Source organism: Streptomyces sp. NPDC001351, from assembly GCF_042896045.1.
Classification (GTDB): Bacteria; Actinomycetota; Actinomycetes; order Streptomycetales; family Streptomycetaceae; genus Streptomyces.
Window position 1 is genome coordinate 1,134,020 of sequence record NZ_JBIAWS010000001.1, and the last position, 21,605, is coordinate 1,155,624.

Genomic DNA, 21,605 nt, shown 5'->3' on the forward strand with positions numbered 1-21,605 from the left:
GCCGCCCACCCGTCAACCCTTTCTGCCCTGGAGCCTGTCCGTGATCTCCGCCTCCGGTATCGAGCTGCGCGCCGGTGCCCGCGTCCTCATCGAGTCCGCCTCCTTCCGTATCGCCAAGGGCGACCGCATCGGCCTGGTCGGCCGCAACGGCGCCGGCAAGACCACCCTCACCAAGGTCCTGGCCGGCGAGGGCATCCCGGCCGGCGGCACGGTCACCCGCTCCGGAGAGGTCGGCTACCTCCCGCAGGACCCCCGCACCGGCGACCTCGACATCCTCGCCCGCGACCGCATCCTCTCGGCGCGCGGCCTCGACGTACTGATCCGCAAGATGCGCGACAACGAACAGCGCATCGCGAACGGGCAGGGCGCGACCCGCGAGAAGGCCCTGAGGCAGTACGAGCGCCAGGAGACGGAGTTCCTCACCAAGGGCGGGTACGCCGCCGAGGCCGAGGCGGCCACCATCGCCGCCGCGCTCAACCTGCCCGACCGGGTGCTCGGCCAGCCGCTGCACACGCTCTCGGGTGGTCAGCGCCGCCGTATCGAACTGGCCCGCATCCTGTTCTCCGACGCGGACACCCTGCTGCTGGACGAGCCGACGAACCACCTCGACGCGGATTCGATCGTCTGGCTCCGGGACTACCTGAAGACCTATCGCGGCGGCTTCATCGTGATCTCCCACGACGTCGACCTGGTCGAGACGGTCGTCAACAAGGTGTTCTACCTGGACGCCAACCGCGCCCAGATCGACATCTACAACATGGGCTGGAAGCTCTACCAGCAGCAGCGCGAGGCCGACGAGAAGCGCCGCAAGCGCGAGCGGGCCAACGCCGAGAAGAAGGCCGCCGCCCTGCATTCGCAGGCCGACAAGATGCGCGCCAAGGCCACCAAGACGGTCGCCGCGCAGAACATGGCCCGGCGCGCGGACAAGCTGCTCTCCGGCCTGGAGGCGGTGCGCCAGAGCGACAAGGTCGCCAAGCTGCGCTTCCCCGAGCCCGCCCCGTGCGGCAAGACACCGCTCACCGCCGAGGGACTGTCGAAGTCGTACGGCTCGCTGGAGATCTTCACCGACGTCGACCTGGCCATCGACAAGGGCTCCCGCGTCGTCATCCTCGGCCTCAACGGCGCCGGCAAGACGACCCTGCTGCGTCTCCTCGGCGGCGTCGAGAAGCCCGACACCGGCGAGGTCGTCCAGGGCCACGGCCTCAAGCTCGGCTACTACGCGCAGGAGCACGAGACCCTCGACCCGGAGCGCTCGGTCCTGGAGAACATGCGCTCCTCCGCACCCGACCTGGACCTCGTCGAGGTCCGCAAGGTGCTCGGCTCGTTCCTGTTCTCCGGCGACGACGTCGACAAGCCGGCCGGAGTGCTGTCCGGCGGCGAGAAGACCCGTCTGGCGCTTGCGACCCTGGTCGTCTCCTCCGCGAACGTCCTGCTCCTTGACGAACCGACCAACAACCTCGACCCTGCGAGCCGCGAGGAGATCCTCGGCGCCCTGCGCACCTACAAGGGCGCGGTCGTCCTGGTCACCCACGACGAGGGCGCGGTCGAGGCGCTGCAGCCCGAGCGGATCATTCTGCTGCCGGACGGCGTCGAGGACCTGTGGGGCGCGGACTACGCGGACCTGGTCGCCCTCGCCTGAGCGCACTGGATCGTCAGCGCTGCTTGATCGAAGGCGTGATCCACAGCGTATGGATCATTCGGCCGATCCGTGATCCATCATCTGTGTGAGATCTCCTCGTACCGAGGTGTGTCCTACATCCATTTCGCGGCCGAGCCCTTTATCGACAAGGGCTCGGCCGTCGTACGTCTCTGACCTGGCACTTCATAAAAGAACCCGTTCGGCGGTACGAACGCGACCGGGGGGAATTTCGGATTCCGCTTGTGGGGATGCGCTCCTGTCGTCAAAACCCTGTCTCACGGACCTTGCCGAATGGGTGGCCATGAAAGCCCGGAGGGGTGATCATGAGGGGACCAGAGCGCACTTCCCATGAGGAGGCACGGGTGGCCGAGACTCTGAAGAAGGGCAGCCGGGTAACCGGCGCCGCGCGCGACAAGCTCGCGGCAGACCTGAAGAAGAAGTACGACTCCGGTGCGAGCATTCGGGCGCTGGCCGAGGAAACCGGCCGCTCGTATGGCTTCGTACACCGGATGCTCAGTGAGTCGGGCGTCACGCTCCGTGGGCGTGGCGGGGCGACGCGGGGCAAGAAGGCCGCCTCGTCCTGATTCCCGGGCGGCCCATCGGCTTCGATGGTGGCCACCCGGTCGGTCGGCAGATCGGCCGGGTGGTTACTGTGCAGTCACTTAGCTTTGCGCTTTAGCTTGCTCTGCTGACCGCACTCATCGGAGGCACTCCATGGCTTCGCCCGCCCAGGACCTCGGTCCGGTACTCGACAAGGACGGCGTACGGCTCACCGTCGACGACGCGATCGCCACGGTGACGCTGACCAACCCGGCCAAGCGCAACGCGCAGAGCCCCGCGATGTGGCGTGCGCTCGCCGAGGCCGGGCGGGTCCTGCCGGGGTCCGTCCGCGTCGTCGTGCTGCGTGCCGAGGGGCAGTCCTTCTCGGCCGGGCTCGACCGGCAGATGTTCACGCCCGAGGGAATCGAGGGCGAGCCGACGTTCATCGACCTTGCGCGCAGCAGCGACGGTGAACTCGACACGAGCATCGCCGAGTTCCAGGCCGGTTTCACCTGGTGGCGGCGGAGCGACCTCGTGTCCATCGCCGCCGTCCAGGGCCACGCCATCGGGGCGGGCTTCCAGCTCGCGCTCGCCTGTGACCTGCGCGTCGTCGCCGACGACGTGCAGTTCGCCATGCGTGAGACCAGCCTTGGGCTGGTGCCGGACCTGACGGGGACGCATCCGCTGGTGTCGCTGGTCGGCTATGCCCGCGCGCTGGAGATCTGCGTCACCGGGCGCTTTGTGTCGGCCGAGGAGGCCGTCAGCACGGGTCTTGCCAACCTCGCGGTGCCGGGCGATCAGCTCGAGGGTGCCGTGCGGGATCTGGCGTCGGCGATTCTGGCTGCGCCGCGGGACGCCGTGATCGAGACCAAGGCGCTGATTCGGGGGGCCCAGGGGCGGTCCTTTGATGAGCAGCGTGCCGCTGAGCGGGCTGCGCAGGCGCGGCGGCTGCGGGATCTTGCCGGCCTCGGTGAGTGAGCCTCCGGCGGTGGTGCGTCTTTGGCTGCGGGTGCGTTGTGGCTGGTCGCGCCCCGCGGCGGAGCCGCTGATGTCACAGCCCCGCGCCCCTAAGGGGGCTTCAGCTGACCGCGGTTACCAGTACCGCCACCGTCGGGTGATCCGGTAGCACCCCGGCGACGGCTGCACGTACCTCGCGGGCCACGTCCACGGCACGGTGGTCCGCGCTCACCGCGAGCTCAACGCGCGCGTGGCGGTGCGGGAGGCTGCCCTCCTCCTGGAGGGTCGTGATCTGTACCGCCGCTCGGCCCAGGCCGCCCGTCAGGTGGGCGACTCCCGGGACCATCAACGCGGCGGAGGCCGCGCACAGTTCGTCCTCGTCGTCGGGCTCCACGGCGCGCGGCGGCTGTGGCCGGCGTACGGGCGCGGGTTCCGGTTCCTCGTCCAGCAGGGCCGTGACCCGCAGGTCCACCTCGGCCGGCGCCAGGCCGAACAGTTCGGTCGCCGCGGCTGCCAGCGTCGTCCGTACGAGGGCCGCCCTCGTCGGCAGCGGCTCGGACGCCGTCGCGGCGAAGTCCGCCGTCACGCGCAGCGGTCCGGGCGGCAGGGCGCTCGGCGGCGGCGGTACGGCCGGGTCGTGAGCGGTGTCCGGGTCGGCGAGCGCGATGCGGAGCGCGTCCAGCCGTACCCCGCGCAGTTCCCCGACCGCGCGCCGGAGCACCGCCTCGGCCGCCGCCTGCGAGATCCACGCGCCGTCGTGCGGGCCGCCCAGCGGCAGGAGCCTGCCGAGGCCCAACTGGTGCCGTACCGCGTGCGCCCACGGTTCCGTCGTCATTCCTCCAGCCTGCCGCATCCTCGGCACGCGGCGGCCCAACCCCACTTACCGTGGTCGTAGGACGACGAACCGAAAGGGACGTGCGGCGATGACCGACATGACGGAGCAGGGCCGGACGAGGAACCCCCAGGGAACGAGCGAGGCGACGGACCCCCCGACGCTGCGCAAGGCGCAGCCGACACGGCGCGGCGGAGGAGACCCCGCCACCCGGGGGCGGACGACCATCGCCGACGGGGTCGTGGAGAAGATCGCCGGACTGGCCGCGCGGGACGTGGTCGGCGTGCATGCCCTCGGGAGCGGGCTCAGCCGCACCTTCGGAGCCGTGCGCGACCGGGTGCCGGGCGGCTCGAAGTCCCTGACGCGGGGCGTGAAGGCCGAGGTCGGCGAGGTGCAGACGGCACTGGACCTGGAGATCGTCGTCGACTACGGGGTCTCGATCTCCGACGTCGCCCGCGCCGTGCGGGAGAACGTCATCGCGGCGGTGGAGCGGATGACGGGCCTCGAGGTCGTCGAGGTCAACATCGGGGTGAGTGATGTGAAACTGCCGGAGGAAGAGGACGAGGAGCCGGAGCCCCGGATCCAGTGACCGGCCGGCGACCGGACAACCGCACCACCGAGGGGAGCGCACGATGAGCAGGGCCGTGATCGGCATGATCGCCGGAATGGCGCTGGGCTTCGCCGGATACTTCGGCGGCTTCGGTGCCTTCCTGCTGGTGGCCGCCCTGGGCGCCATCGGGTTCGTCGTCGGCCGGTTCCTGGAGGGGGATCTGGAGATCGGCGAGTTCTTCCGTCCGCGTGACGACCGCCGGCGGTGAGCACGGTGAGCGACGGTGCCGGTGAGCTGCGCAGACCCACGGCCACCGTCTCGCCCGGCGAGCGCGGGGCCACCAGGATCGCCGACCGGGTGGTCGCGAAGATCGCTGCCCAGGCGGCCAGGGAGACCCTCAGCGACCAGACCGAGGACACCTCACCCCCGCACGCCAGCGTCGTGGTCCGCCCCCACTCCCCACTTCGTTCGAGCGGGGGGACCCCCCTCGCGGCCGCCCACGTCCGCGTTCACATCGAACTCGACTATCCCTGCGACATCGGTGCCCGATGCGCGGATGTGCGTCGACATGTCGCTTCGCGGGTAGGCGCGTTGGTGGGCATGGAAGTGCCGGAGGTCGCCGTCCACGTGGAGCGGCTGCATCTGACCCCGGCACACGGCGTGGCACAGGGGAGGACGCGGTGAGCGAGCCCCAGGGCTTGGAGGGCACCACACAACGACTGCCGGTCATCGAGAAGGCACCCGCCGACCAACCGGCCTACGGGCCCGCGCCGTCGGGCCACGACGGCGACCAGGGACGCTTCTGGTCGGCGCGCCGCATCCCCGCGGGCATCGTGGCGCTGCTGGTCCTGGCGGTCGCGGGCCTGCTCCTGTACGACATCGCGGCCGTACGGGCGCACCGGCCCGCGATGGCCTGGCGGCGCCAACTCGCCCGTCAGCTCGCCGAACGTCATCTCGACGACACCTGGGTGCTCGCCGGCGCGGGGATCGCCGCCGCCCTCGGCCTCTGGCTGCTCGTGCTGGCGCTCACGCCCGGCCTGCGCGGGATCCTGCCGATGCGGCGCACCCACGTCGACGTCCGCGCCGGACTGCACCGCGAGGCGGCCGCCTTCGTGCTGCGCGACCGCGCCATGGAGGTCGCCGGCGTCCAGTCGGTACGGGTCCGGATGCGCCGCACCCGCGCCGATGTGTACGCCCTCTCGCACTTCCGCGACCCGGGCGACGTACGCGCCGACCTGAACGCCACGCTCGACGAGGCGATCAGCGGCCTGGGGCTCACCCGCCCGCCCGCGCTGTCCGTGCACGTACGGCGTCCCGGACGCAAGGGGTGAGGGCGATGCTCAGGATCGTCAACCGCGTACTGATCGGGATCGCCGGACTCGCCCTGCTCCTGCTGGGCGGTTCGGTCCTGGCCGTCGGACTCGGCGCTCCGCCACCGTCCTGGTGGATCCACCACGGCCGGCACGACGTCCTGCTCAGCGACGCCGAACGCACCCGCTGGCAGGGCTCCGCCTGGTGGTGGCCGACCGTCATCGCCGCACTGGCCGTCCTGGTGCTGCTCGCCCTGTGGTGGCTGATCGCCGTCCTGCGCCGGCGCCGCCTCGCCGAGGTCCTGGTGGACACCGGCGACGGCGAGGGCGCGCTGCTGCGGGGCCGGGCCCTGGAAGGCGTACTGGCGAGCGAGGCGGGCGGCTTGGAGGGCGTGGCGCATGCCCATGTCCACCTCACAGGCCGCCGCACGGCCCCCGAGACCCGCGTTCAGCTCCTCCTGGAACCCCACGTGGACCCCGGAACGGCACTGCACCATCTCACTGCTCAGGCCCTGATGCACGCCCGCAATTCAGCGGGCCTGGCATCACTGCCGGCAGAAGTGCGCATGAAGAGCGTCAAGCATCGTGCGGAAAGGGTGAGTTGACCTCCCGCGACCAGCCCCCACTGGCCGGCACTCAAAATCCGTGCCGCATGCCCCCGTCAACGGGCACCATGATCCCGGTCAGATAAGACGCAGCCGGCGACAGCAGGAAAGCCGCCGTCCGCCCGAACTCCTCCGGCCTTCCGTACCGCCGCAGCGGGATACGGGACTCGTTGGCGGCACGAGTGGCCTCGGGGTCCGCGGACAATCCGTCCAGCTCGCGCACGCGATCCGTGTCAATCCGCGCCGGAAGCAGCCCCACCACGCGAATTCCCCGCGGCCCCAGCTCGTCGGCGATCGACTTGGCGAACCCGGCGAGTCCCGGGCGAAGCCCGTTGGAAATCGTCAGCGCGGGAATCGGCTCGTGCACCGACCCGGACAGTACGAACCCGATGACACCCCCGGCCTCCAACTCCGCGGCCGCCGCGCGCGCGAGCCGTACCGCTCCCAGGAACACCGAGTCGAAAGCCGCCTGCCACTGCTCGTCCGTGTTGTCGGCGACAAACCCAGGGGCCGGCCCGCCCACGCTCACGAGAATCCCGTCGAACCCCCCGAACCGCTCCCGCGCCAGCGCGATCAGCCGCGTCGGCGCCTCCGGGTCGGCATTGTCGACGGCCACCCCGACGGCGTTCGGCCCCAACTCGTCCGCCGCAGCAAGCGCACGCGCCTCGTCCCGCCCCGTCACGACCACCTTCGCGCCGTCCGCGACGAGCTCACGCGCGGCGGCGTTGCCGAGGCCCCGCGTGGCCCCGGTGACGACGTACACCCGGTCCTTCAGTCCAAGATCCATGGCCCCTATCCTGCCTCGTCGCCCCCGAACAGGGCGAGGGCGGTGTTCACCAGGCCGACATGGCTGAAGGCCTGCGGGAAGTTGCCGAGCTGGCGGTCGTCGACGGGGTCGTACTCCTCGGAGAGGAGCCCCACGTCGTTGGCGAGCCCCACCAGCCGTTCGAACAGCTCCCGTGCCTCCTTCTTGCGGCCCGTCATGTGCAGCGCGTCCGCGAGCCAGAACGAGCACACCAGGAACGTGCCCTCGTCGCCGGGCAGTCCGTCGACCGTCGTCTCGTCGGTGCTGTAGCGGCGCAGAAAACCGCCGTGGCCCAGTTCCTCGCGGATCGCGTCCACGGTGCCGGCCACCCGCGGGTCGTCCGGCGGCAGGAATCCGACGCGCGGGATGAGCAGGAGCGCGGCGTCGAGTTCGCGGGAGCCGTAGGACTGCGTGAACGTGTTCCGCTCGGCGTCGAAGCCCTTCTCGCACACCTCGCGGTGCACCTCGTCGCGCAGTGCGCGCCAGTCGTCCAGGTCGCCGCCCAGCTTCGGGTTCTCCTCCAGCGTGCGCACGGCACGGTCGGCGGCCACCCACACCATGATCTTGGAGTGGACGAAGTGGCGCCGGCCGCCGCGCACCTCCCACAGCCCCTCGTCGGGCTGCCGCCACTGCGCGCACAGCCAGTCCACCAGGGAGGCCTGCGTCGCCCACATGTGCGGCTTGACGGACAGGCCCGATTTCCGGGCCAGCCACAGCGAGTCCAGCACTTCGCCGTACACGTCCAGCTGCAGCTGGTTCACGGCCTCGTTGCCGATCCGTACGGGCGTCGAATCCGCGAAGCCGGACAGCCACGGCAGCTCGAACTCGGGCAGCCGCCGCTCGCCCGCCAGGCCGTACATGATCTGCAGGTCGGCCGGGTCGCCCGCGACCGCGCGCAGCAGCCAGTCCCGCCACGCCTCGGCCTCCTCGTGGTAGCCGCAGGCCAGGAGCGCGCCGAGGGTGAGAGTGGAGTCGCGCAGCCAGCAGTAGCGGTAGTCCCAGTTGCGCACCCCGCCCGGCTCCTCGGGCAGGGAGGTGGTGGGGGCGGCGACGATGCCGCCGGTCGGCGCGTAGGTGAGGGCCTTGAGCGTGATCAGGGAGCGCATCACGGCGTCGCGGTGGGGACCGTGGTAGCGGCATGCGGCGGACCACTTCTGCCAGTCCTTCACGCTGGAGCGCAGCGCCTTGTAAGGGTCGATCTGGGGCGGCCGCGGGTGGTGCGAGGGGTGCCAGGTGAGCACGAACGCGGCCTTCTCCCCCTTCTTGACGGTGAACTCCGAGTGCGTGCCGAAGTCCTCGCCCCAGGTGTGCACCGGGGGTTCTGTGCGCAGCCACACCGAGTCCGGGCCGGCGATCGCCACCCGGCTGCCCTCGGATTTGCGCATCCACGGCATGATCGAGCCGTAGTCGAAGCGCAGCCGCAGGGTGCTGCGGACGGTCACCTTGCCGTGCAGGCCCTCGACGATGCGTACGAGGTCGGGGGCGCGGTCGCGCTGGGGCATCAGGTCGGTGACGCGCACCGCGCCCCGGTCGGTCTCCCACTCGGTGTCCAGGACGAGGGTGTCGGGGCGGTAGGCGCGGCGGGTGCAGGGGCCCTTGGCGCCCTTGGGTGCGATGCGCCAGTGGCCGTTCTCCTTGTCGCCGAGCAGCTTGGCGAAGCAGGCAGGCGAGTCGAAGCGGGGCAGGCACAGCCAGTCGACGGAGCCGTCCCGGCCGACCAGGGCCGCGGTCTGTTCGTCGCCGATGAGGGCGTAGTCCTCGATACGGGGGTGCACGCAGTTGCGGGTTCCCGCAAGGGCCGCGGGGCAATCCGGGGCGGGGCCGGGGGAGTGACCCGGCGCGTGGCTACACCGCCGCGGGTTCCGCTTCCTCCGCCTGCTCCTTGGCGGCCGCTTCCTCCCGGTCACGGCGTTCGCGCCGTACCAGTACCCACCAGCCCACCGGGACACCGGCGGCGAACAGCCACCACTGGATCATGTACGCGTAGTTCAGCGGGGCGTCCTCGCTGCCGGGGTCGGAGATCTGCTCGGGGCTGTTGCCCTTCGCCTCCGGCGCCGTCTGCTCGATGTAGCCGCCGAGGACCGTGGCCCCGAGCCGCCGGGCCTGCTCCTCGCTGTTGATCAGCATGACCTGCCGGTCAGGCAGCCCCTTGATCTCCTTGATGCCGCTCGCCGCCGTCGTCTCGTCGGCCTTCAGCCGCCCCTTGATGGTGACCTTGCCGGCGGGCGGTGCGGGGATCTTCGGGAAGGTGGTCTGTGCCCCGTTCGCCGGGATCCAGCCACGGTTGACCAGCACCACCTTGCCGTCCGTCAGGACGAACGGGGTCAGGACATGGAAGCCGACCTCGTCGTCGGAGTTGGTGCGGCGCCTGACGACTTCCTCGCGGGCGGTGTCGAAGGAGCCCGTCGCGGTGACGGTGCGGTACTTGTCGGCGCTGGTGACCGCGTGCCCGGGGGAGGTGAGCTGCTCCACGGGAACCGGCCTCGCGTGCAGCGCCGCGGAGACCAGGTCGTTGCGGGCGGTGCGCATCTCGTAGCGGTGCTTCTGCCAGATGCCCAGCCTGATCATCGTGGGGATCAGGAGGAGGGCGATCAGGGTGAGAATCACCCACTGCCGGGACAACAGGAAGCGGTACACCCCACGACCGTACAACTCGGTCGTGGGGTGGCTGAGGCCGGGTGGCGGGTCACACCTTGTCGACGATGCCCACCTTGCCCTCCTCGCGGGCGCAGTGTGCTCCGCAGAACCACTGGCCGTCGACCTCGACCCCCTGCCCGATGATCTGCACACGACAGTGCTCGCACACGGGTGCCATGCGGTGGATCGCACAGGAGAAGCAGTCGAAGACGTGCACCGCTCCCTGCGCATGCACCTCGAAGGACATTCCGTAGTCATTGCCACATACTTCACAGGTCGCCATGCGCCACAGGGTGAGCCGTCGCCGCCGCGCGGGCGAGCGGGCGGCGGGCGAGTCGCACGGCAATCACCCGTCCGTACGGGTCATCCGTCGGCGGGCTCCACATCCCTGAGCAGCTGGCCGAACGCCGCCTCGTCCACCACCGGTGTCCCGTACTGACGGGCTTTGACCACCTTCGACGTACCCGAGTCCGGGTCGTTCGTGACGAGCAGGCTGGTCAGCCGGGACAGGCTCGTCGCGACGTGCAGCCCCGCCTCGACCGCGCGGTCCTCCAGCAGCTCCCGTTCGACGGAGGTGTCCCCGGAGAAGGCGATCCGCATGCCCTGTTTGAGCGGTTTGCCGTCTTCGTAGCGTCCTGGGTTGGGATACGGGCATGCGGGCCTTTTGCGGGAAGGGCGCCAACTGCTCGGCCGATAACTGCCGTAGCCCCCGCTCTGCTGTCCGATCCGGGGCGCGGGCCGGTCCGCCCACTCCGTCAGCGGCCGGCACTCGTGCAGCGGCAGCCGTACGCCCCCGGCCGCCGCGGCCGCGAGGCTCGGCCGGAACGCCTCCGCCAGCACCCGCGCGTCGTCCAGCGCGTGGTGCGCGCGCTGCTGTACGACGCCGAAGTGGGCGGCCAGCGACTCCAGCTTGTGGTTGGGCAGCGGCAGCCCGAGCTCCTTGGACAGCGCGATGGTGCACAGCCGCTGCCGCACCGGCGCCTCGCGCTGCGCACGCGCATACTCCCGCGCGATCATCTGCCAGTCGAAGACCGCGTTGTGCGCGACGAGCACCCGGCCCTCGAGCCGGGTCGCGAACTCCTCGGCGATGTCCTGGAAGAGGGGCGCGCCCTCCAGCGCCTCGCTCGTCAGACCGTGGATCCACACCGGCCCCGGATCGCGCTCCGGGTTGACCATCGTGTACCAGTGGTCCTCGACCTCGCCGCGCCCGTCCAGCCGGTAGACGGCCGCGGAGATTATCCGGTCGTCCCGGGCCAGTCCGGTGGTCTCCACGTCAACGACCGCGTATCCCTGCGGATACGCGGCCGGCCACGCTGTGGGGGAGGACGCTGCGGTCGTACGGTCTTCGAGCATGGTCCCTGAGGATACGGCCCTGCACTGACAGTCCTGTCCGTCAGGTGGCCTTCCCCGCCGGTCTGTTCGAGTGCCGCGAATGGCGCGAATGTCTGTGCCCCGGCTATGGACCTTTTCGGCAGCCGGTGCAAGCGTGCTGCCCGCCCGGCGTGTGACGGTCGACGGAAGGGCGGTACGGCTATGGCACGCGTACGGTACGGGGCACGGACCGAGGCGGAGATGGCCGCCGCACGCACAGCGGTCGCGAAGCTTCCCGACATCTGGTCCACCGGTGTGGTGGCCCTGTGGGAGACCGACCCGGACGCGCTCGCCGCGGTGCTGCCGCCGCCCCTGAAGCCCACGGGCCGGCCCCTGGTCCGGGTGAACATCAGCCGGGTCGAGCTGCCCGGACAACCGCTCGGCGCGGGCTCGTTCGCGGTCGCCGCCGCACACGCGGGCGTCGACGGCTGGTACCCGCTCGTCATGCCGATGACCCAGGAGCGGGCCCTCACCGGTGGCCGCGAGGTGTTCGGGGAGCCCAAGAAGCTGGGCGAGGTGACGGTCGAGCGCGAGGGCCTCGTCGTGCGCGCCTCGCTCGCCCGGCGCGGCATCGCCTTCGTCGAGGTGCGCGGCGCGGTGAGCGGGCCGCTGCCGCTGCCGGAGCCGAGCCGGAAGACCGACTTCTACTTCAAGTTCCTTCCCGCGGTGGACGGTTGGGGCTTCGACGCCGATCCGGTGCTGGTGCACTGCCTGCGCAGCGAGAAGGTGCGCCGGCTGGAGCGCATCACCGGGGAGGTCGTCCTGCGGGAGTCCATGTACGACCCGGTGGCCGACCTCCCGGTCCTGGATCTCGTCGACATCACCATCGGTGAGAAGACCAGCGACCAGCGCGGCAAGGTCGTGGAACGGGTCAGTGCCCAGGCCCTGTTGCCGTACATCCACCAGCGTTACGACGACCCGCGGCAGATCCTCGACGCGCCACCGGCGGGGAGCATCTGATGGAGCTGCAGGCCGGACAGGTGGCTGTCGTCACGGGCGCGGCGAGCGGGATCGGGCTCGCCATGGCCCGGCGCTTCGCGGCCGAGGGCCTGAAAGTGGTCCTCGCCGACGTCGAAGAGAGCGCTCTGGAGAAGGCGGCCGCGGACCTGCGCGCCGAGGGCGCCGACGTGCACGCGCGCGTGGTCGACGTCGGCGAGCGCCAGGAGGTCCTGGGCCTCGCCGAGTCGGTGTACGACACATACGGCGCCGTGCATGTCCTGTGCAACAACGCCGGGGTCGGCTCCGGCGCCGAGGGCCGCATGTGGGAGCACGAACCGAACGACTGGAAGTGGGCGTTCGCCGTCAATGTGTGGGGCGTCTTCCACGGCATCCAGGCCTTCCTGCCACGGATGATCAAGTCGGGTCAACCCGGTCATGTCGTCAACACGTCCTCCGGCGACGGTGGCATCGCCCCGCTGCCCACCGCCTCCGTGTACGCCGTCACCAAGGCCGCCGTCGTCACGATGACCGAGTCCCTGTACGCCCACCTGAGGGCGGAGCACGCGCGCGTGGGCGCGTCAGTGCTCTTCCCCGGGCCGCACATGCTGCGCACCGGCCTGTGGGAGTCGCACCGCAACAGGCCCGAACGGTATGCGAAGCAGCGGCCGCGCAGGAGCCCGTACCGCAGCCTCGGCCAGTGGGAGGCGGCGATGCGCGCGGCGGGCCGCGAGGTGCGGTTCACGCCCGTGGAGGAGGTCGCGGAGTTCGTCGTGGACGGCATCCGCGCGGACCGCTTCTGGCTGCTGCCGGTGAGCGAGCACAGCGACGCCCAGATCCGCGCGCGGGCCGAGTCGATGCTCCACCGCACGAACCCGTCGTACCTCGAAAGCTTCGTTCTGGACTGACAGATGGACTGACAGACGGACCGACTGGGGGACCGCTGTGACCGACCAGGACCCGTACCTGATCATCTCCTCCGACTGCCACGCCGGGCTGCCCACCGAGGAGTACCGGCCCTACCTGGAGGCCCGTTTCCACCGGGACTTCGACGGCTTCCTCGCCGGACGCGAGCGGCGCCGCGCCGAGATGACGCGGCTCGGTGTCCGCAACGAGACGTTCGCGGCCAAGTGGTTCCAGGACAACGAGGAAGGGCTGCGCGGCGGTTGGGACACCGCGCAGCGGCTCAAGGAGCTCGACGGCGACGGAGTCGTGGCCGAGGTGGTGTTCCCGGACGCCGACGCGGTGGACAGCCGCACGGCCGCCCCCTTCGGGGTGGGCCTCGGCCTGTCCGGCGACCAGGACCCGGAGCTGGGCCTGGCCGGCGCCCAGGCGCACAACCGCTGGCTGGCCGACTTCGTGTCGGAGCACCCCGAACGGCACTGCGGGGTGGCCCTGTTGCCGATCACGGCCGAAGTGCCGAAGGTGGTCGCCGAGATCCACCGCGCCAGGCAGTCCGGGCTCGGCGCCCTGCTGATTCCCTCGCTGTGGGGTGACCGGGAGCCGTACCACGACCGCCGTTACGACCCCGTGTGGGCGGCGGCGGCCGACTGCGGGATGCCGGTGATGACGCACTCCGGATCGGCACCGCGCCACGAGTACGGCGATCATCTGGGGATCTTCGTGAGCGAGGTGACCTGGTGGCCCGCCCGGCCCTTGTGGTTCCTCCTGTGGTCCGGTGTCTTCGAGCGCCACCCCGGCCTGAAGTTCGGTGTGGCGGAGTCGGGTTGCTGGTGGCTGCCGAACCTCCTGTGGTTCATGGACCGTCTCTTCCTGGGCGCGCACGGCGGCAAGAAGCTCTCCCCGTTCCAGGAGGTGAAGCGGCCGCCGCACGAGTACCTGGACCGCCAGGTCTTCATATGCGCGACCAACACCAAGCGCCGTGAACTGGCCCAGCGCTACGAGATCGGCGTCGACAACATCCTCTGGGGCAGCGACTTCCCGCACCCCGAGGGCACCTGGCCCGACACGCGCGCGTGGCTGCGGTGCACCTTCCACGACATCCCGGTGACCGAGACCCGCCGCATGCTGGGCCTGGCGGCCGCGGAGGTCTTCGGCTTCGACGTCGAGAGGCTGACCCCGCTCGCCCACCGCATCGGGCCCACACCGGCCGACCTCGGCCAGCCGGACGACCAGGCGGCCGTGACGGCGTCCTGGGCGCGCTCGCGCGAGGTGGGCCGGCACTGGCTGACCGACCACGACTTCCCGGTACTGGGGGCGGACCGATGAACGCAGAGGATCGCTACACCGTCATCTCCGCCGACTGCCACGCGGGCGCCGACCTCCTGGACTACAGGCCGTACCTGGAGAAGCGCTACCACGACGAGTTCGACGCGTGGGCGGCGACGTACGTCAACCCGCACGAGGACCTGCTCGCCGACTCGGCCGACAAGAACTGGAACTCCGAGCGCCGAATGGCGGAGCTGGAGGAGGACGGCATCGTCGCGGAGGTGATCTTCCCGAACACCATCCCGCCGTTCTTCCCGTCCGGCTCCCTGACGGCCACCGCCCCGACCGCCGTGGACTTCGAAAGGCGCTGGGCCGGACTGCGCGCCCACAACCGCTGGCTCGCGGACTTCTGCGCGGCCGCGCCGGGCCGCCGCGCGGGCGTCTTCCAGATCCTCCTCAACGACGTGGACGCGGCCGTGAAGGAGATCCGGTGGGCCACCGAGGCGGGCCTCAGGGGCGGTCTGACGCTGCCCGGGACCCCGCCGGGCTCGGGCCTGCCGGAGCTCCACTCGCAGTCCTACGACCCCATCTGGGCCGTCTGCGCGGAACTGGGCGTCGTGGTGAACCACCACGGCGGCTCGGCCTCGCCGCCGCTGGGCGACGAACCGGCCGCCCGCGCGGTCTTCATGGTCGAGGCGACCTGGTTCGCGCACCGCGCCCTGTGGCACCTGGTCTTCGGTGGCGCCTTCCGCCGCCACCCCGAGCTGAAGCTGGTGCTGACCGAGCAGGGCTCGGGCTGGATCCCCGGGGTGCTCGACATGCTGGACTACTACCACGGCCGCCTGGTCGCGGCCGCGACGAGGGCCACCACCGCCGAGTCCAGGTTCGGCGCGGGCCTCGCCGCCCGCATGGGCAGGCAGCCCTCCGAGGTGTGGCGCGACAACTGCTTCGTCGGCGCCAGCTTCATGCGTCCTCACGAGGTGCCGCTGCGTGACCGCATCGGCGTCGACAAGATCATGTGGGGCAGCGACTACCCGCACGACGAGGGGACCTACCCGTACTCCAGGGAGGGCCTGCGCATCGCCTACGCGGGCGTGCCGCGCGACGAGGTCGCCGCCATGGTCGGGGGCAACGCGGCCCGCCTGTACGGCTTCGACCTGGGCCTGCTGGATCCGATCGCGGCGAAGGTGGGGCCGACGGTGGCGGAGCTGGCCGAGCCGCTCACCGAACCACCGGCGGACGCCACGAGCCCGGCGTTCGCCCGGGGAGCGTCGGTACGGGTGTGGTGACGCCGGCAGTGGGATGCTCCCGGTGTGATGGAACCAACGCACGCCGACGAGGCCCACGGGGGCGCACTGGGTGAGCGGCTGAACTGGCTGCGTGCGGCCGTGCTGGGCGCGAACGACGGCATCGTCTCCACCGCGGGTCTCGTCGTCGGAGTGGCCGGCGCGACGGACCACCGCTCGGCCCTGCTCACCGCCGGTCTCGCGGGCCTGCTGGCCGGGTCGATGTCGATGGCCGCCGGGGAGTACGTGTCGGTCTCCACCCAGCGGGACTCCGAGATGGCCGCACTCGCCCTGGAACGGCGGGAGTTGAGCGAACAGCCGGAGGCCGAGCTGGAGGAACTCACCGGGCTGCTGCAGGAACGCGGCATGTCCCACGAGGTGGCCAGGGAGGCGGCCGAGCAGCTGACCGAACGGGACGCACTGAGGGCGCACGCGCGCGTGGAGCTCGGCATCGACCCCGACGAGCTGACCAATCCCTGGCACGCGGCGTGGGCGAGCTTCCTCGCGTTCACCGTCGGCGCGCTGCTGCCGCTGCTGGCGATAGTCCTGCCGCCCGCCCCCTGGCGGCTCCCGGTCACCGTGATCTCCGTACTGGCCGCCCTCGTCCTCACCGGCTGGACCAGCGCACGCCTGGGCGGTGCCCGGCCCGCGCAGGCCGTGCTGCGCAACGTGGCGGGCGGAGCCCTGGCCATGGGGGTCACCTACGCGGCGGGGACGCTGCTGGGGGCGGCCGGGGTCTAGCGGGCCCGATTCCCGCTGGTCCGCGGCGCCCTCGGCGAGCGGCGGGCATCCGCGGCGGCGTACCGTGAAGTGCGCCCGACCACCCCCGAGCGCACCCATGACACCGCACGAGAAAGACCCTCGCCATGCGCGCCACCACCATCCACGCCCCGTACGACATGCGCGTGGAGGACGTGCCCGAGCCCTTGGTGCAGCTGCCCACCGACGCCGTGGTGCGGGTGCTGCGCGCCTGTATCTGCGGCAGCGACCTGTGGGCGTACCGCGGCGAGGCGGCCCGGCAGCCGGGGCAGCGGATCGGGCACGAGTTCCTCGGCCTGGTCGAGGAGACCGGCTCCGAGGTGAGCACGCTCAAGCGCGGTGACCTCGTCGTCGCGCCCTTCATGTGGTCCGACGGCGTGTGCGACTACTGCCGCGAGGGTCTGACCACCTCCTGCGAGCACGGCGGGTTCTGGGGCTCCGTCGGCCACGACGGCGGCCAGGGCGAGGCCGTGCGCGTGCCCTTCGCCGACGGCACCCTGGTGCGGCTCCCCAAGGACGCGGCCTCCGACGACCACCTGCTGTCCGCCCTGCTGACCCTCTCCGACGTCCTCGGCACCGGCCACCACGCGGCCCTCGGCGCGGGTGCCCGCCCGGGAGCCACGGTCGCCGTCGTCGGTGACGGAGCCGTCGGCCTGTGCGCGGTGCTCGCCGCCAGGCGGCTCGGCGCGGAGCGGATCATCGCCCTCGGCCGCCACCAGGTCCGCACCGACATCGCGCGCCGCTTCGGCGCCACCGACGTCGTCGCCGAACGCGGCGAAACGGCCGTCGAGGCCGTGCGTGAACTCACCCGCGGACAGGGCGCACACGCCGTCGTCGAAGCCGTGGGCACCGAACAGTCCATGCGCACGGCGGTCAACATCACCCGCGACGGCGGCGCGATCGGCTTCGTCGGCGTGCCGCACGGCAGCGGCACCGGCCTCGACCTCGGCGTCATGTTCGACCGGAACATCGCACTGCGCGGCGGTGTCGCACCGGTCCGCGCCTACATCCCGGAGCTGCTGCCCGACGTCCTGGACGGCACCGTCGACGCCTCGCCGGTCTTCGACCTGAGGGTCGGTCTGGAGGGCGTCCCCGACGGCTACAAGGCGATGGACGAGCGCACGGCCCTCAAGGTGCTCGTCACCAACGACTGACCGTCACGACCAGCGGATCGGCAGCGGCAGCGCCGTCAGCAGCCCCGACACCAGGACCACCACCCCCAGGGCGGCGACCTCCACGCGCGCGGGGGAGCAGGCGGTCAGCGGGTCGGCGGCGCGGCGCAGCCGGATCCGCGCCCACAGGGCGAGCAGGGCGACGGTGGCCACCAGGATCACCTTGGCGAGCAGAGTGCGCCCGTACGCCGTCGTCGTCAGCTGGTCCAGGATCGTGTGCGCCGGCATGCGGCGCAGCGAACTCCACACCCCGGTGGTGGTGATGGCGGCGAACAGAACGGCGGCCACGCGCGCGTAGAGCCCCAGCAGGGCCGCGCCCGCCTCGGAGGGGCCCCACCGGCGCAGCGTCCGCAGGGTGTGCAGCAGACTCCCCGACCACAGCGTCGCGCACGTCAGGTGCACGACCGTCAGCCCCGACCCGAGCAGCGGGCTGTGTTCGGTCGGGGGATGCGCGCGCAGGGCTTCCGCACCGATGACCGCGGCCAGCGGCCAGACCTGGGTGGCGGGGCGGCGCGAGAGGGCGCAGAGGCCGGCCGCGAGAAAGGCGTTGACCTCCACCAGCGCGAGCTTGCCGTCCCGCGAGTCGTAGAGGCCGCCGACGTTGATGTCGGCGAGGCTGTGCGGCACCAGGTTGCCGGTGGACACGACCGAGGCGAGACCCAGTGCGGCGACGAAACCGGCGGCGGCCGCATAAGGCGCCCAGCTGCGGGGCGCGGCTTGCGGGGCGCCGGGCAGCGAACGCGCCAGACGCTTGACGAACAACTCGCCCACCGGCACGCACAACGCGGCGAACAGCACCGCCCGCAGCAGCGCGATGCCGCTGACACCGGGTGCGGCGGCCTCCCCCGTGCCGTGCAGCGCGACGGAGGGGCCCAGCAGCGGTATCAGCGAGGCCAGGGCCACCAGGACGAGTACGGCGACGGCTCGGCCGGCCCGGGGGCGCCGTGCGGGCTCCCCGGCCTCGGCTTCCCCGGCCGTGGGTTTTATCAAGGTCACCTCACGATGTTCGCCAGCCGTCGCAGAACCGGGCAAGTGGAGTAAGACAACTGGGGTACGGCATTCTGCTCACAGGTACGCTTTCGGGCGCTCCCATGACTCAGACCCACCGCGCGGGATCCGTCCCCCAGGGCACCGGCGGCCGCGCCCAGTCGGCCGGCCCGCCCACGAAGGACACCGGCGGCAGCGCGTACCGCAGCCGGCCCAGCGAGCTGTCCGTCTCGGCGAGCCAGGGACCGGGCCCGTCGTACGCGTCCCCGTCCGCGGCACCGGCCCCGATGCCGTTCACGAGCCACTCGGCGGTCCGCGCCAACGCCAGCCGTACGAACCGGCTGCCGCCCTCGTACGACTGCTCGGTCAGCGCCCGCAGCACCGCCGCCGCCAGCAGATAGCCCGTCCCGTGGTCGAGCGCCTGCGCGGGCAGCGCACCCGGCTGCTCCGGGGATCCCTCGACGACGGCGATCCCCGACGCCACCTGCACCAGGCTGTCGAAGCCCCGCCGCTCCCTCCACGGCCCGTACGCGCCCCAGGCCGACACCTGCGCGACGACCACCCCGGGCCGCCGCTCCGCCAGCGCCTGCGGCGACAGCCCGAACCGGTCCAGGGCGCCCGGCCGGTAGCCGGTGACGACCACGTCCGCCGCCGCGAGCAGCTCCTCGAAGGTGTGCCGGTCGGCCGTCAGGTCCAGCGTCGTCGACCGCTTCCCGAAGCCCGTGTCGGCGTGCTGGTCGGGCAGTTCTAGCAGCCGCGGGGGGTCCACGCGCAGTACGTCCGCGCCCAGCAGGGCCAGCGTGCGGGTGGCGACCGGGCCGGCCAGCACCCGGGTCAGGTCGAGGACGCGCAGTCCGGCCGCGGGCAGCAGGGGAGATCCGTCGAGCGGGGCGAGCACACGCGCGTGCGCGGAGCCGAGCCGTACGCGCTCCACCAGGGGGCGCTCGGCCACCTCTACGGCCTGCTCGTGCACGGCCCACTCCTCGGGGGTGCGCAGTGCCACGGCCAGACCCCCGGCCGCGTACACCGCCTCCTCGACCTCCAGTGCGGACTGCTCGGCCAACGCGGCTTCGACGGCGGCCACGTCGTCCGGCACACCCAGTGCGTCCAGCAGCCGTGCCCGGTGGTGCGGATAGTTCGCATGCGTCCGCACCCATCCGTCCGCTGTCCGCCAGAACCGCGACAACGGCGCGAAGCTGACCGGCGCCCGCCCGTCGACCAGCAGCTGCCGCTCACTGTGGAAGGCCGCGGCGACGGCCCCGTCGTCCACCCGGACCCCGGGCACCTCGGGGAGCCCGCTCCGCCGTGCTCCCAGCTCGGCACCGGCCAGCGCGCACGCCCCGACGCAGGCCCGCGCCAACTCCCGTACGGGAAGGCGCCCCTGGAGAGCGCCCTCCCGCACCACGGTCGACACCCGCGGGAGAAGGGCGGCATCGCCACCCAGTTCAGACCATGCGAACTTGATTGCAGTCATGACTGCACTATGCATCATTGACTGAATCAATATATGGAATAGGTGGACCGGTCTACTTGGTCACTGCGTCCAGCGCGTCCACCGTGCCCCAGCCGTAGAAGCCGTTGTAGTTCCTCGGCCCCTCGCACACCGCGTCGACCTTGCCGTCCCCGTCGATGTCGTACGGGTCCGTGCACGCCGTGCCGTCGACCTCGGCGTACAGCAGGGCCTTCACCAGGGCGGCAGAGGCGTGTGGATGGGTTGACTTGATCAATGCGGCGACGGCTGCCACATGCGGCGAGGCCATCGACGTACCGGCCATGTAGCCCCACTTGCCGCCCGGCAGCGTGCCCAGGATCAGGCCGCTGGTGGCCGGCGGAGCCGGAGCCTGGTAGCGGGTCGAGTCGCCACCCGGAGCGGCCACGTCGATGACGCCCAGACCGTAGTTGGAGAACGACGACTTGATGCCCTTCGCGCCGGTCGCCGCCACGGTCACCACACCCGGCAACTGGGTCGGTATGTCAAGGCACTTGGACGGGTCGACCACCCGGTTGGAGGGAGTGCCGTCGTTCGGCGAGGACGGGTCCGTGACCGAGTCCGAGGCCAGGTCGTACTTGTCGTTCCCGGCCGCAGCGACGTTGACCGTGCCCTTCCGCTCGGCGAACCGCGCGGCCCGGGTGACGGCGTCCACGAGCGCCTTCTGGTCCGGGTCGTCGGTGCAGTTGAAGTACCAGGGATCGGTGTAATAGCTGTTGTTGGTGACGTCGACGCCGTGCTCGGCCGCCCATACGAAGCCGCAGACCACGGCCTCGGTGTAGAAGTAGCCGTTCGGGTTCGCCACCTTGATGCCGGCGACCTTCACGCCCGGAGCGACACCGGTCATGCCGACACCGTTCTTCGCGGCCGCGATCTCGCCCGCCACATGCGTGCCGTGCGGGCTCTCCGACGCGCTGGGGCGCCAGGCGCCGTCGGTCGTGTCCGGCTTGCCCGACACACAGTTGACCGAGGCGTCCCGGTTGAAGTTGGGCGCGATGTCGGGGTGTGTGTCGTCGACGCCGGTGTCGATCACGCCGACCGTGACCTTCGGGCTGCCCAGCGACTTCTCGTGCGCCTTGTCCGCCTTGATGGCGGCGAGATCCCACTGCAGGGGCTCCAGCGGGTCCTGCCCGGCGGCGTGCTGAACGCCCTTCAGCTCCTCGGCCGTGAGGGCCTGCGGCGCGCCCATGTCGGTCGTCGACTGGGCGGGCAGCGGCGCGTTGCGGGTGTTGCCGGCCGACTCCACCCCCGGCACGGTGCGCAGGGTCCTGGCGAAGTCGGGGTTCGCCGAGTGGACGACGATCACGCCGATCTCGTCGTACGAGGTCACGATCGTGCCGCCGGCCTCGGCGATCGCCTTCTTCACGTGCGTCGCGGTTCCATGCCCGGGGCGGACGTTGACGACATAGCTGAGCGAGCTCGCGTCGGCGGCGGTCGTGGCCGCCGACGCGCTGTCCACCGCCGCGGCCGTGCCGTTCGGCAGGAACGCGAGGGCCGTCGCCGTCGCCATCCCGAGTGGGATCGCGATCGCGCGGCGGTAGCGCGGGTGAGGCGCTGTCAT

Annotated in this window: 23 protein-coding genes; 14 read left to right on the forward strand and 9 right to left on the reverse strand. The window is 71.6% G+C overall.

The window, feature by feature from the left end; genetic code table 11:
• Positions 1-40: 40 nt before the first annotated feature.
• The 3 genes from ACFY1U_RS05220 (at position 41) to ACFY1U_RS05230 (ending at position 3,157) form a co-directional block, all read left to right on the forward strand.
• Positions 41-1,639 carry an ABC-F family ATP-binding cassette domain-containing protein gene (locus ACFY1U_RS05220; protein ID WP_390692760.1) on the forward strand — a complete coding sequence of 533 codons (1,599 nt, stop codon included), beginning with the start codon at positions 41-43 and terminating at the stop codon, positions 1,637-1,639.
• Between the two features lie 362 nt (positions 1,640-2,001).
• Positions 2,002-2,223 carry a helix-turn-helix domain-containing protein gene (locus tag ACFY1U_RS05225; RefSeq protein ID WP_004002281.1) on the forward strand — a complete coding sequence of 74 codons (222 nt, stop codon included), beginning with the start codon at positions 2,002-2,004 and terminating at the stop codon, positions 2,221-2,223.
• A gap of 130 nt (positions 2,224-2,353) precedes the next feature.
• Positions 2,354-3,157, forward strand: a complete 804-nt coding sequence (locus ACFY1U_RS05230) for an enoyl-CoA hydratase/isomerase family protein (RefSeq protein WP_390692761.1) — start codon at positions 2,354-2,356, stop codon at positions 3,155-3,157.
• Positions 3,158-3,257: 100 nt separating this feature from the next.
• On the opposite strand, the gene ACFY1U_RS05235 is transcribed toward ACFY1U_RS05230, so the two are convergent.
• The gene (locus ACFY1U_RS05235) at positions 3,258-3,971 is read right to left on the reverse strand and encodes a nucleopolyhedrovirus P10 family protein (protein WP_390692762.1); all 714 of its coding nucleotides are present in this window, start codon (positions 3,969-3,971) and stop codon (positions 3,258-3,260) included.
• An 88-nt stretch (positions 3,972-4,059) separates the two neighbouring features.
• On the opposite strand from ACFY1U_RS05235, the gene ACFY1U_RS05240 reads away from it, so the two are divergent.
• Genes ACFY1U_RS05240 through amaP form a run of 5 tightly spaced genes read left to right on the forward strand, consistent with a single transcriptional unit; the run spans position 4,060 to position 6,433 of the window.
• Positions 4,060-4,557 carry an Asp23/Gls24 family envelope stress response protein gene (locus tag ACFY1U_RS05240; RefSeq protein ID WP_390692763.1) on the forward strand — a complete coding sequence of 166 codons (498 nt, stop codon included), beginning with the start codon at positions 4,060-4,062 and terminating at the stop codon, positions 4,555-4,557.
• Between the two features lie 43 nt (positions 4,558-4,600).
• Positions 4,601-4,786, forward strand: coding sequence for a hypothetical protein (locus tag ACFY1U_RS05245; protein ID WP_390692764.1), 186 nt, complete (start codon positions 4,601-4,603; stop codon positions 4,784-4,786).
• On the forward strand, positions 4,783-5,202 hold the full coding sequence (locus ACFY1U_RS05250) for an Asp23/Gls24 family envelope stress response protein (protein WP_390692765.1): 420 nt from the start codon (positions 4,783-4,785) through the stop codon (positions 5,200-5,202). Before ACFY1U_RS05245 ends, ACFY1U_RS05250 begins: the two co-directional genes overlap by 4 nt.
• Positions 5,199-5,849 (forward strand): DUF6286 domain-containing protein, encoded by a 651-nt coding sequence (locus ACFY1U_RS05255; RefSeq protein ID WP_390692766.1) that lies wholly within the window; start codon positions 5,199-5,201, stop codon positions 5,847-5,849. Before ACFY1U_RS05250 ends, ACFY1U_RS05255 begins: the two co-directional genes overlap by 4 nt.
• Positions 5,850-5,854: 5 nt before the next feature.
• Entirely contained in the window at positions 5,855-6,433 is a 579-nt protein-coding gene (gene amaP, locus ACFY1U_RS05260) for an alkaline shock response membrane anchor protein AmaP (protein WP_390692767.1), read from the forward strand.
• Positions 6,434-6,464: 31 nt separating this feature from the next.
• On the opposite strand, the gene ACFY1U_RS05265 is transcribed toward amaP, so the two are convergent.
• The 5 genes from ACFY1U_RS05265 to ACFY1U_RS05285 form a co-directional block, all read right to left on the reverse strand.
• Positions 6,465-7,220 carry an SDR family oxidoreductase gene (locus ACFY1U_RS05265; RefSeq protein ID WP_390692768.1) on the reverse strand — a complete coding sequence of 252 codons (756 nt, stop codon included), beginning with the start codon at positions 7,218-7,220 and terminating at the stop codon, positions 6,465-6,467.
• A gap of 5 nt (positions 7,221-7,225) precedes the next feature.
• A complete protein-coding gene (locus ACFY1U_RS05270; protein WP_390692769.1) occupies positions 7,226-9,013 on the reverse strand; it encodes a glycoside hydrolase family 15 protein in 1,788 nt (595 codons plus the stop codon).
• A gap of 70 nt (positions 9,014-9,083) precedes the next feature.
• A complete protein-coding gene (locus ACFY1U_RS05275; protein ID WP_390692770.1) occupies positions 9,084-9,875 on the reverse strand; it encodes an SURF1 family protein in 792 nt (263 codons plus the stop codon).
• 49 nt (positions 9,876-9,924) lie between these two features.
• The gene (locus ACFY1U_RS05280) at positions 9,925-10,158 is read right to left on the reverse strand and encodes a hypothetical protein (RefSeq protein WP_390692771.1); all 234 of its coding nucleotides are present in this window, start codon (positions 10,156-10,158) and stop codon (positions 9,925-9,927) included.
• Positions 10,159-10,238: 80 nt separating this feature from the next.
• Entirely contained in the window at positions 10,239-11,228 is a 990-nt protein-coding gene (locus ACFY1U_RS05285) for a DEDDh family exonuclease (RefSeq protein ID WP_390692772.1), read from the reverse strand.
• Between the two features lie 180 nt (positions 11,229-11,408).
• On the opposite strand from ACFY1U_RS05285, the gene ACFY1U_RS05290 reads away from it, so the two are divergent.
• From ACFY1U_RS05290 to ACFY1U_RS05315, 6 genes are all read left to right on the forward strand, one after another.
• Entirely contained in the window at positions 11,409-12,206 is a 798-nt protein-coding gene (locus ACFY1U_RS05290; protein ID WP_390692773.1) for an acetoacetate decarboxylase family protein, read from the forward strand.
• Positions 12,206-13,090 carry an SDR family NAD(P)-dependent oxidoreductase gene (locus tag ACFY1U_RS05295; protein ID WP_390692774.1) on the forward strand — a complete coding sequence of 295 codons (885 nt, stop codon included), beginning with the start codon at positions 12,206-12,208 and terminating at the stop codon, positions 13,088-13,090. The genes ACFY1U_RS05290 and ACFY1U_RS05295 overlap by 1 nt, the downstream gene beginning before the upstream one ends.
• Positions 13,091-13,127: 37 nt before the next feature.
• Positions 13,128-14,411, forward strand: coding sequence for an amidohydrolase family protein (locus ACFY1U_RS05300; RefSeq protein WP_390692775.1), 1,284 nt, complete (start codon positions 13,128-13,130; stop codon positions 14,409-14,411).
• Positions 14,408-15,640, forward strand: a complete 1,233-nt coding sequence (locus ACFY1U_RS05305; protein WP_390692776.1) for an amidohydrolase family protein — start codon at positions 14,408-14,410, stop codon at positions 15,638-15,640. The genes ACFY1U_RS05300 and ACFY1U_RS05305 overlap by 4 nt, the downstream gene beginning before the upstream one ends.
• A gap of 24 nt (positions 15,641-15,664) precedes the next feature.
• Entirely contained in the window at positions 15,665-16,378 is a 714-nt protein-coding gene (locus ACFY1U_RS05310) for a VIT family protein (protein ID WP_390692777.1), read from the forward strand.
• A 125-nt stretch (positions 16,379-16,503) separates the two neighbouring features.
• A complete protein-coding gene (locus tag ACFY1U_RS05315) occupies positions 16,504-17,550 on the forward strand; it encodes a zinc-dependent alcohol dehydrogenase family protein (protein ID WP_390692778.1) in 1,047 nt (348 codons plus the stop codon).
• Positions 17,551-17,553: 3 nt separating this feature from the next.
• Here the strand turns inward: ACFY1U_RS05315 and ACFY1U_RS05320 are convergent, their stop codons facing one another.
• The 3 genes from ACFY1U_RS05320 to ACFY1U_RS05330 form a co-directional block, all read right to left on the reverse strand.
• Positions 17,554-18,558, reverse strand: a complete 1,005-nt coding sequence (locus ACFY1U_RS05320) for a CopD family protein (protein ID WP_390692852.1) — start codon at positions 18,556-18,558, stop codon at positions 17,554-17,556.
• A 106-nt stretch (positions 18,559-18,664) separates the two neighbouring features.
• Entirely contained in the window at positions 18,665-20,029 is a 1,365-nt protein-coding gene (locus tag ACFY1U_RS05325) for a CoA transferase (RefSeq protein WP_390692779.1), read from the reverse strand.
• A 52-nt stretch (positions 20,030-20,081) separates the two neighbouring features.
• Entirely contained in the window at positions 20,082-21,605 is a 1,524-nt protein-coding gene (locus ACFY1U_RS05330; protein ID WP_390692780.1) for a S8 family serine peptidase, read from the reverse strand.

What these genes read in the sequence shown, in the direction of transcription:
- ACFY1U_RS05325 (WP_390692779.1), bottom strand. Translation starts at nt 20,029, where the DNA reads ATGACTGCAATCAAGTTCGCATGGTCTGAACTGGGTGGCGATGCCGCC.
- ACFY1U_RS05245 (WP_390692764.1), top strand. Translation starts at nt 4,601, where the DNA reads ATGAGCAGGGCCGTGATCGGCATGATCGCCGGAATGGCGCTGGGCTTC.
- ACFY1U_RS05235 (WP_390692762.1), bottom strand. Translation starts at nt 3,971, where the DNA reads ATGACGACGGAACCGTGGGCGCACGCGGTACGGCACCAGTTGGGCCTC.
- ACFY1U_RS05240 (WP_390692763.1), top strand. Translation starts at nt 4,060, where the DNA reads ATGACCGACATGACGGAGCAGGGCCGGACGAGGAACCCCCAGGGAACG.
- ACFY1U_RS05330 (WP_390692780.1), bottom strand. Translation starts at nt 21,605, where the DNA reads ATGACAGCGCCTCACCCGCGCTACCGCCGCGCGATCGCGATCCCACTC.
- amaP (WP_390692767.1), top strand. Translation starts at nt 5,855, where the DNA reads ATGCTCAGGATCGTCAACCGCGTACTGATCGGGATCGCCGGACTCGCC.
- ACFY1U_RS05280 (WP_390692771.1), bottom strand. Translation starts at nt 10,158, where the DNA reads ATGGCGACCTGTGAAGTATGTGGCAATGACTACGGAATGTCCTTCGAG.
- ACFY1U_RS05230 (WP_390692761.1), top strand. Translation starts at nt 2,354, where the DNA reads ATGGCTTCGCCCGCCCAGGACCTCGGTCCGGTACTCGACAAGGACGGC.
- ACFY1U_RS05295 (WP_390692774.1), top strand. Translation starts at nt 12,206, where the DNA reads ATGGAGCTGCAGGCCGGACAGGTGGCTGTCGTCACGGGCGCGGCGAGC.
- ACFY1U_RS05285 (WP_390692772.1), bottom strand. Translation starts at nt 11,228, where the DNA reads ATGCTCGAAGACCGTACGACCGCAGCGTCCTCCCCCACAGCGTGGCCG.
- ACFY1U_RS05315 (WP_390692778.1), top strand. Translation starts at nt 16,504, where the DNA reads ATGCGCGCCACCACCATCCACGCCCCGTACGACATGCGCGTGGAGGAC.
- ACFY1U_RS05290 (WP_390692773.1), top strand. Translation starts at nt 11,409, where the DNA reads ATGGCACGCGTACGGTACGGGGCACGGACCGAGGCGGAGATGGCCGCC.
- ACFY1U_RS05265 (WP_390692768.1), bottom strand. Translation starts at nt 7,220, where the DNA reads ATGGATCTTGGACTGAAGGACCGGGTGTACGTCGTCACCGGGGCCACG.
- ACFY1U_RS05305 (WP_390692776.1), top strand. Translation starts at nt 14,408, where the DNA reads ATGAACGCAGAGGATCGCTACACCGTCATCTCCGCCGACTGCCACGCG.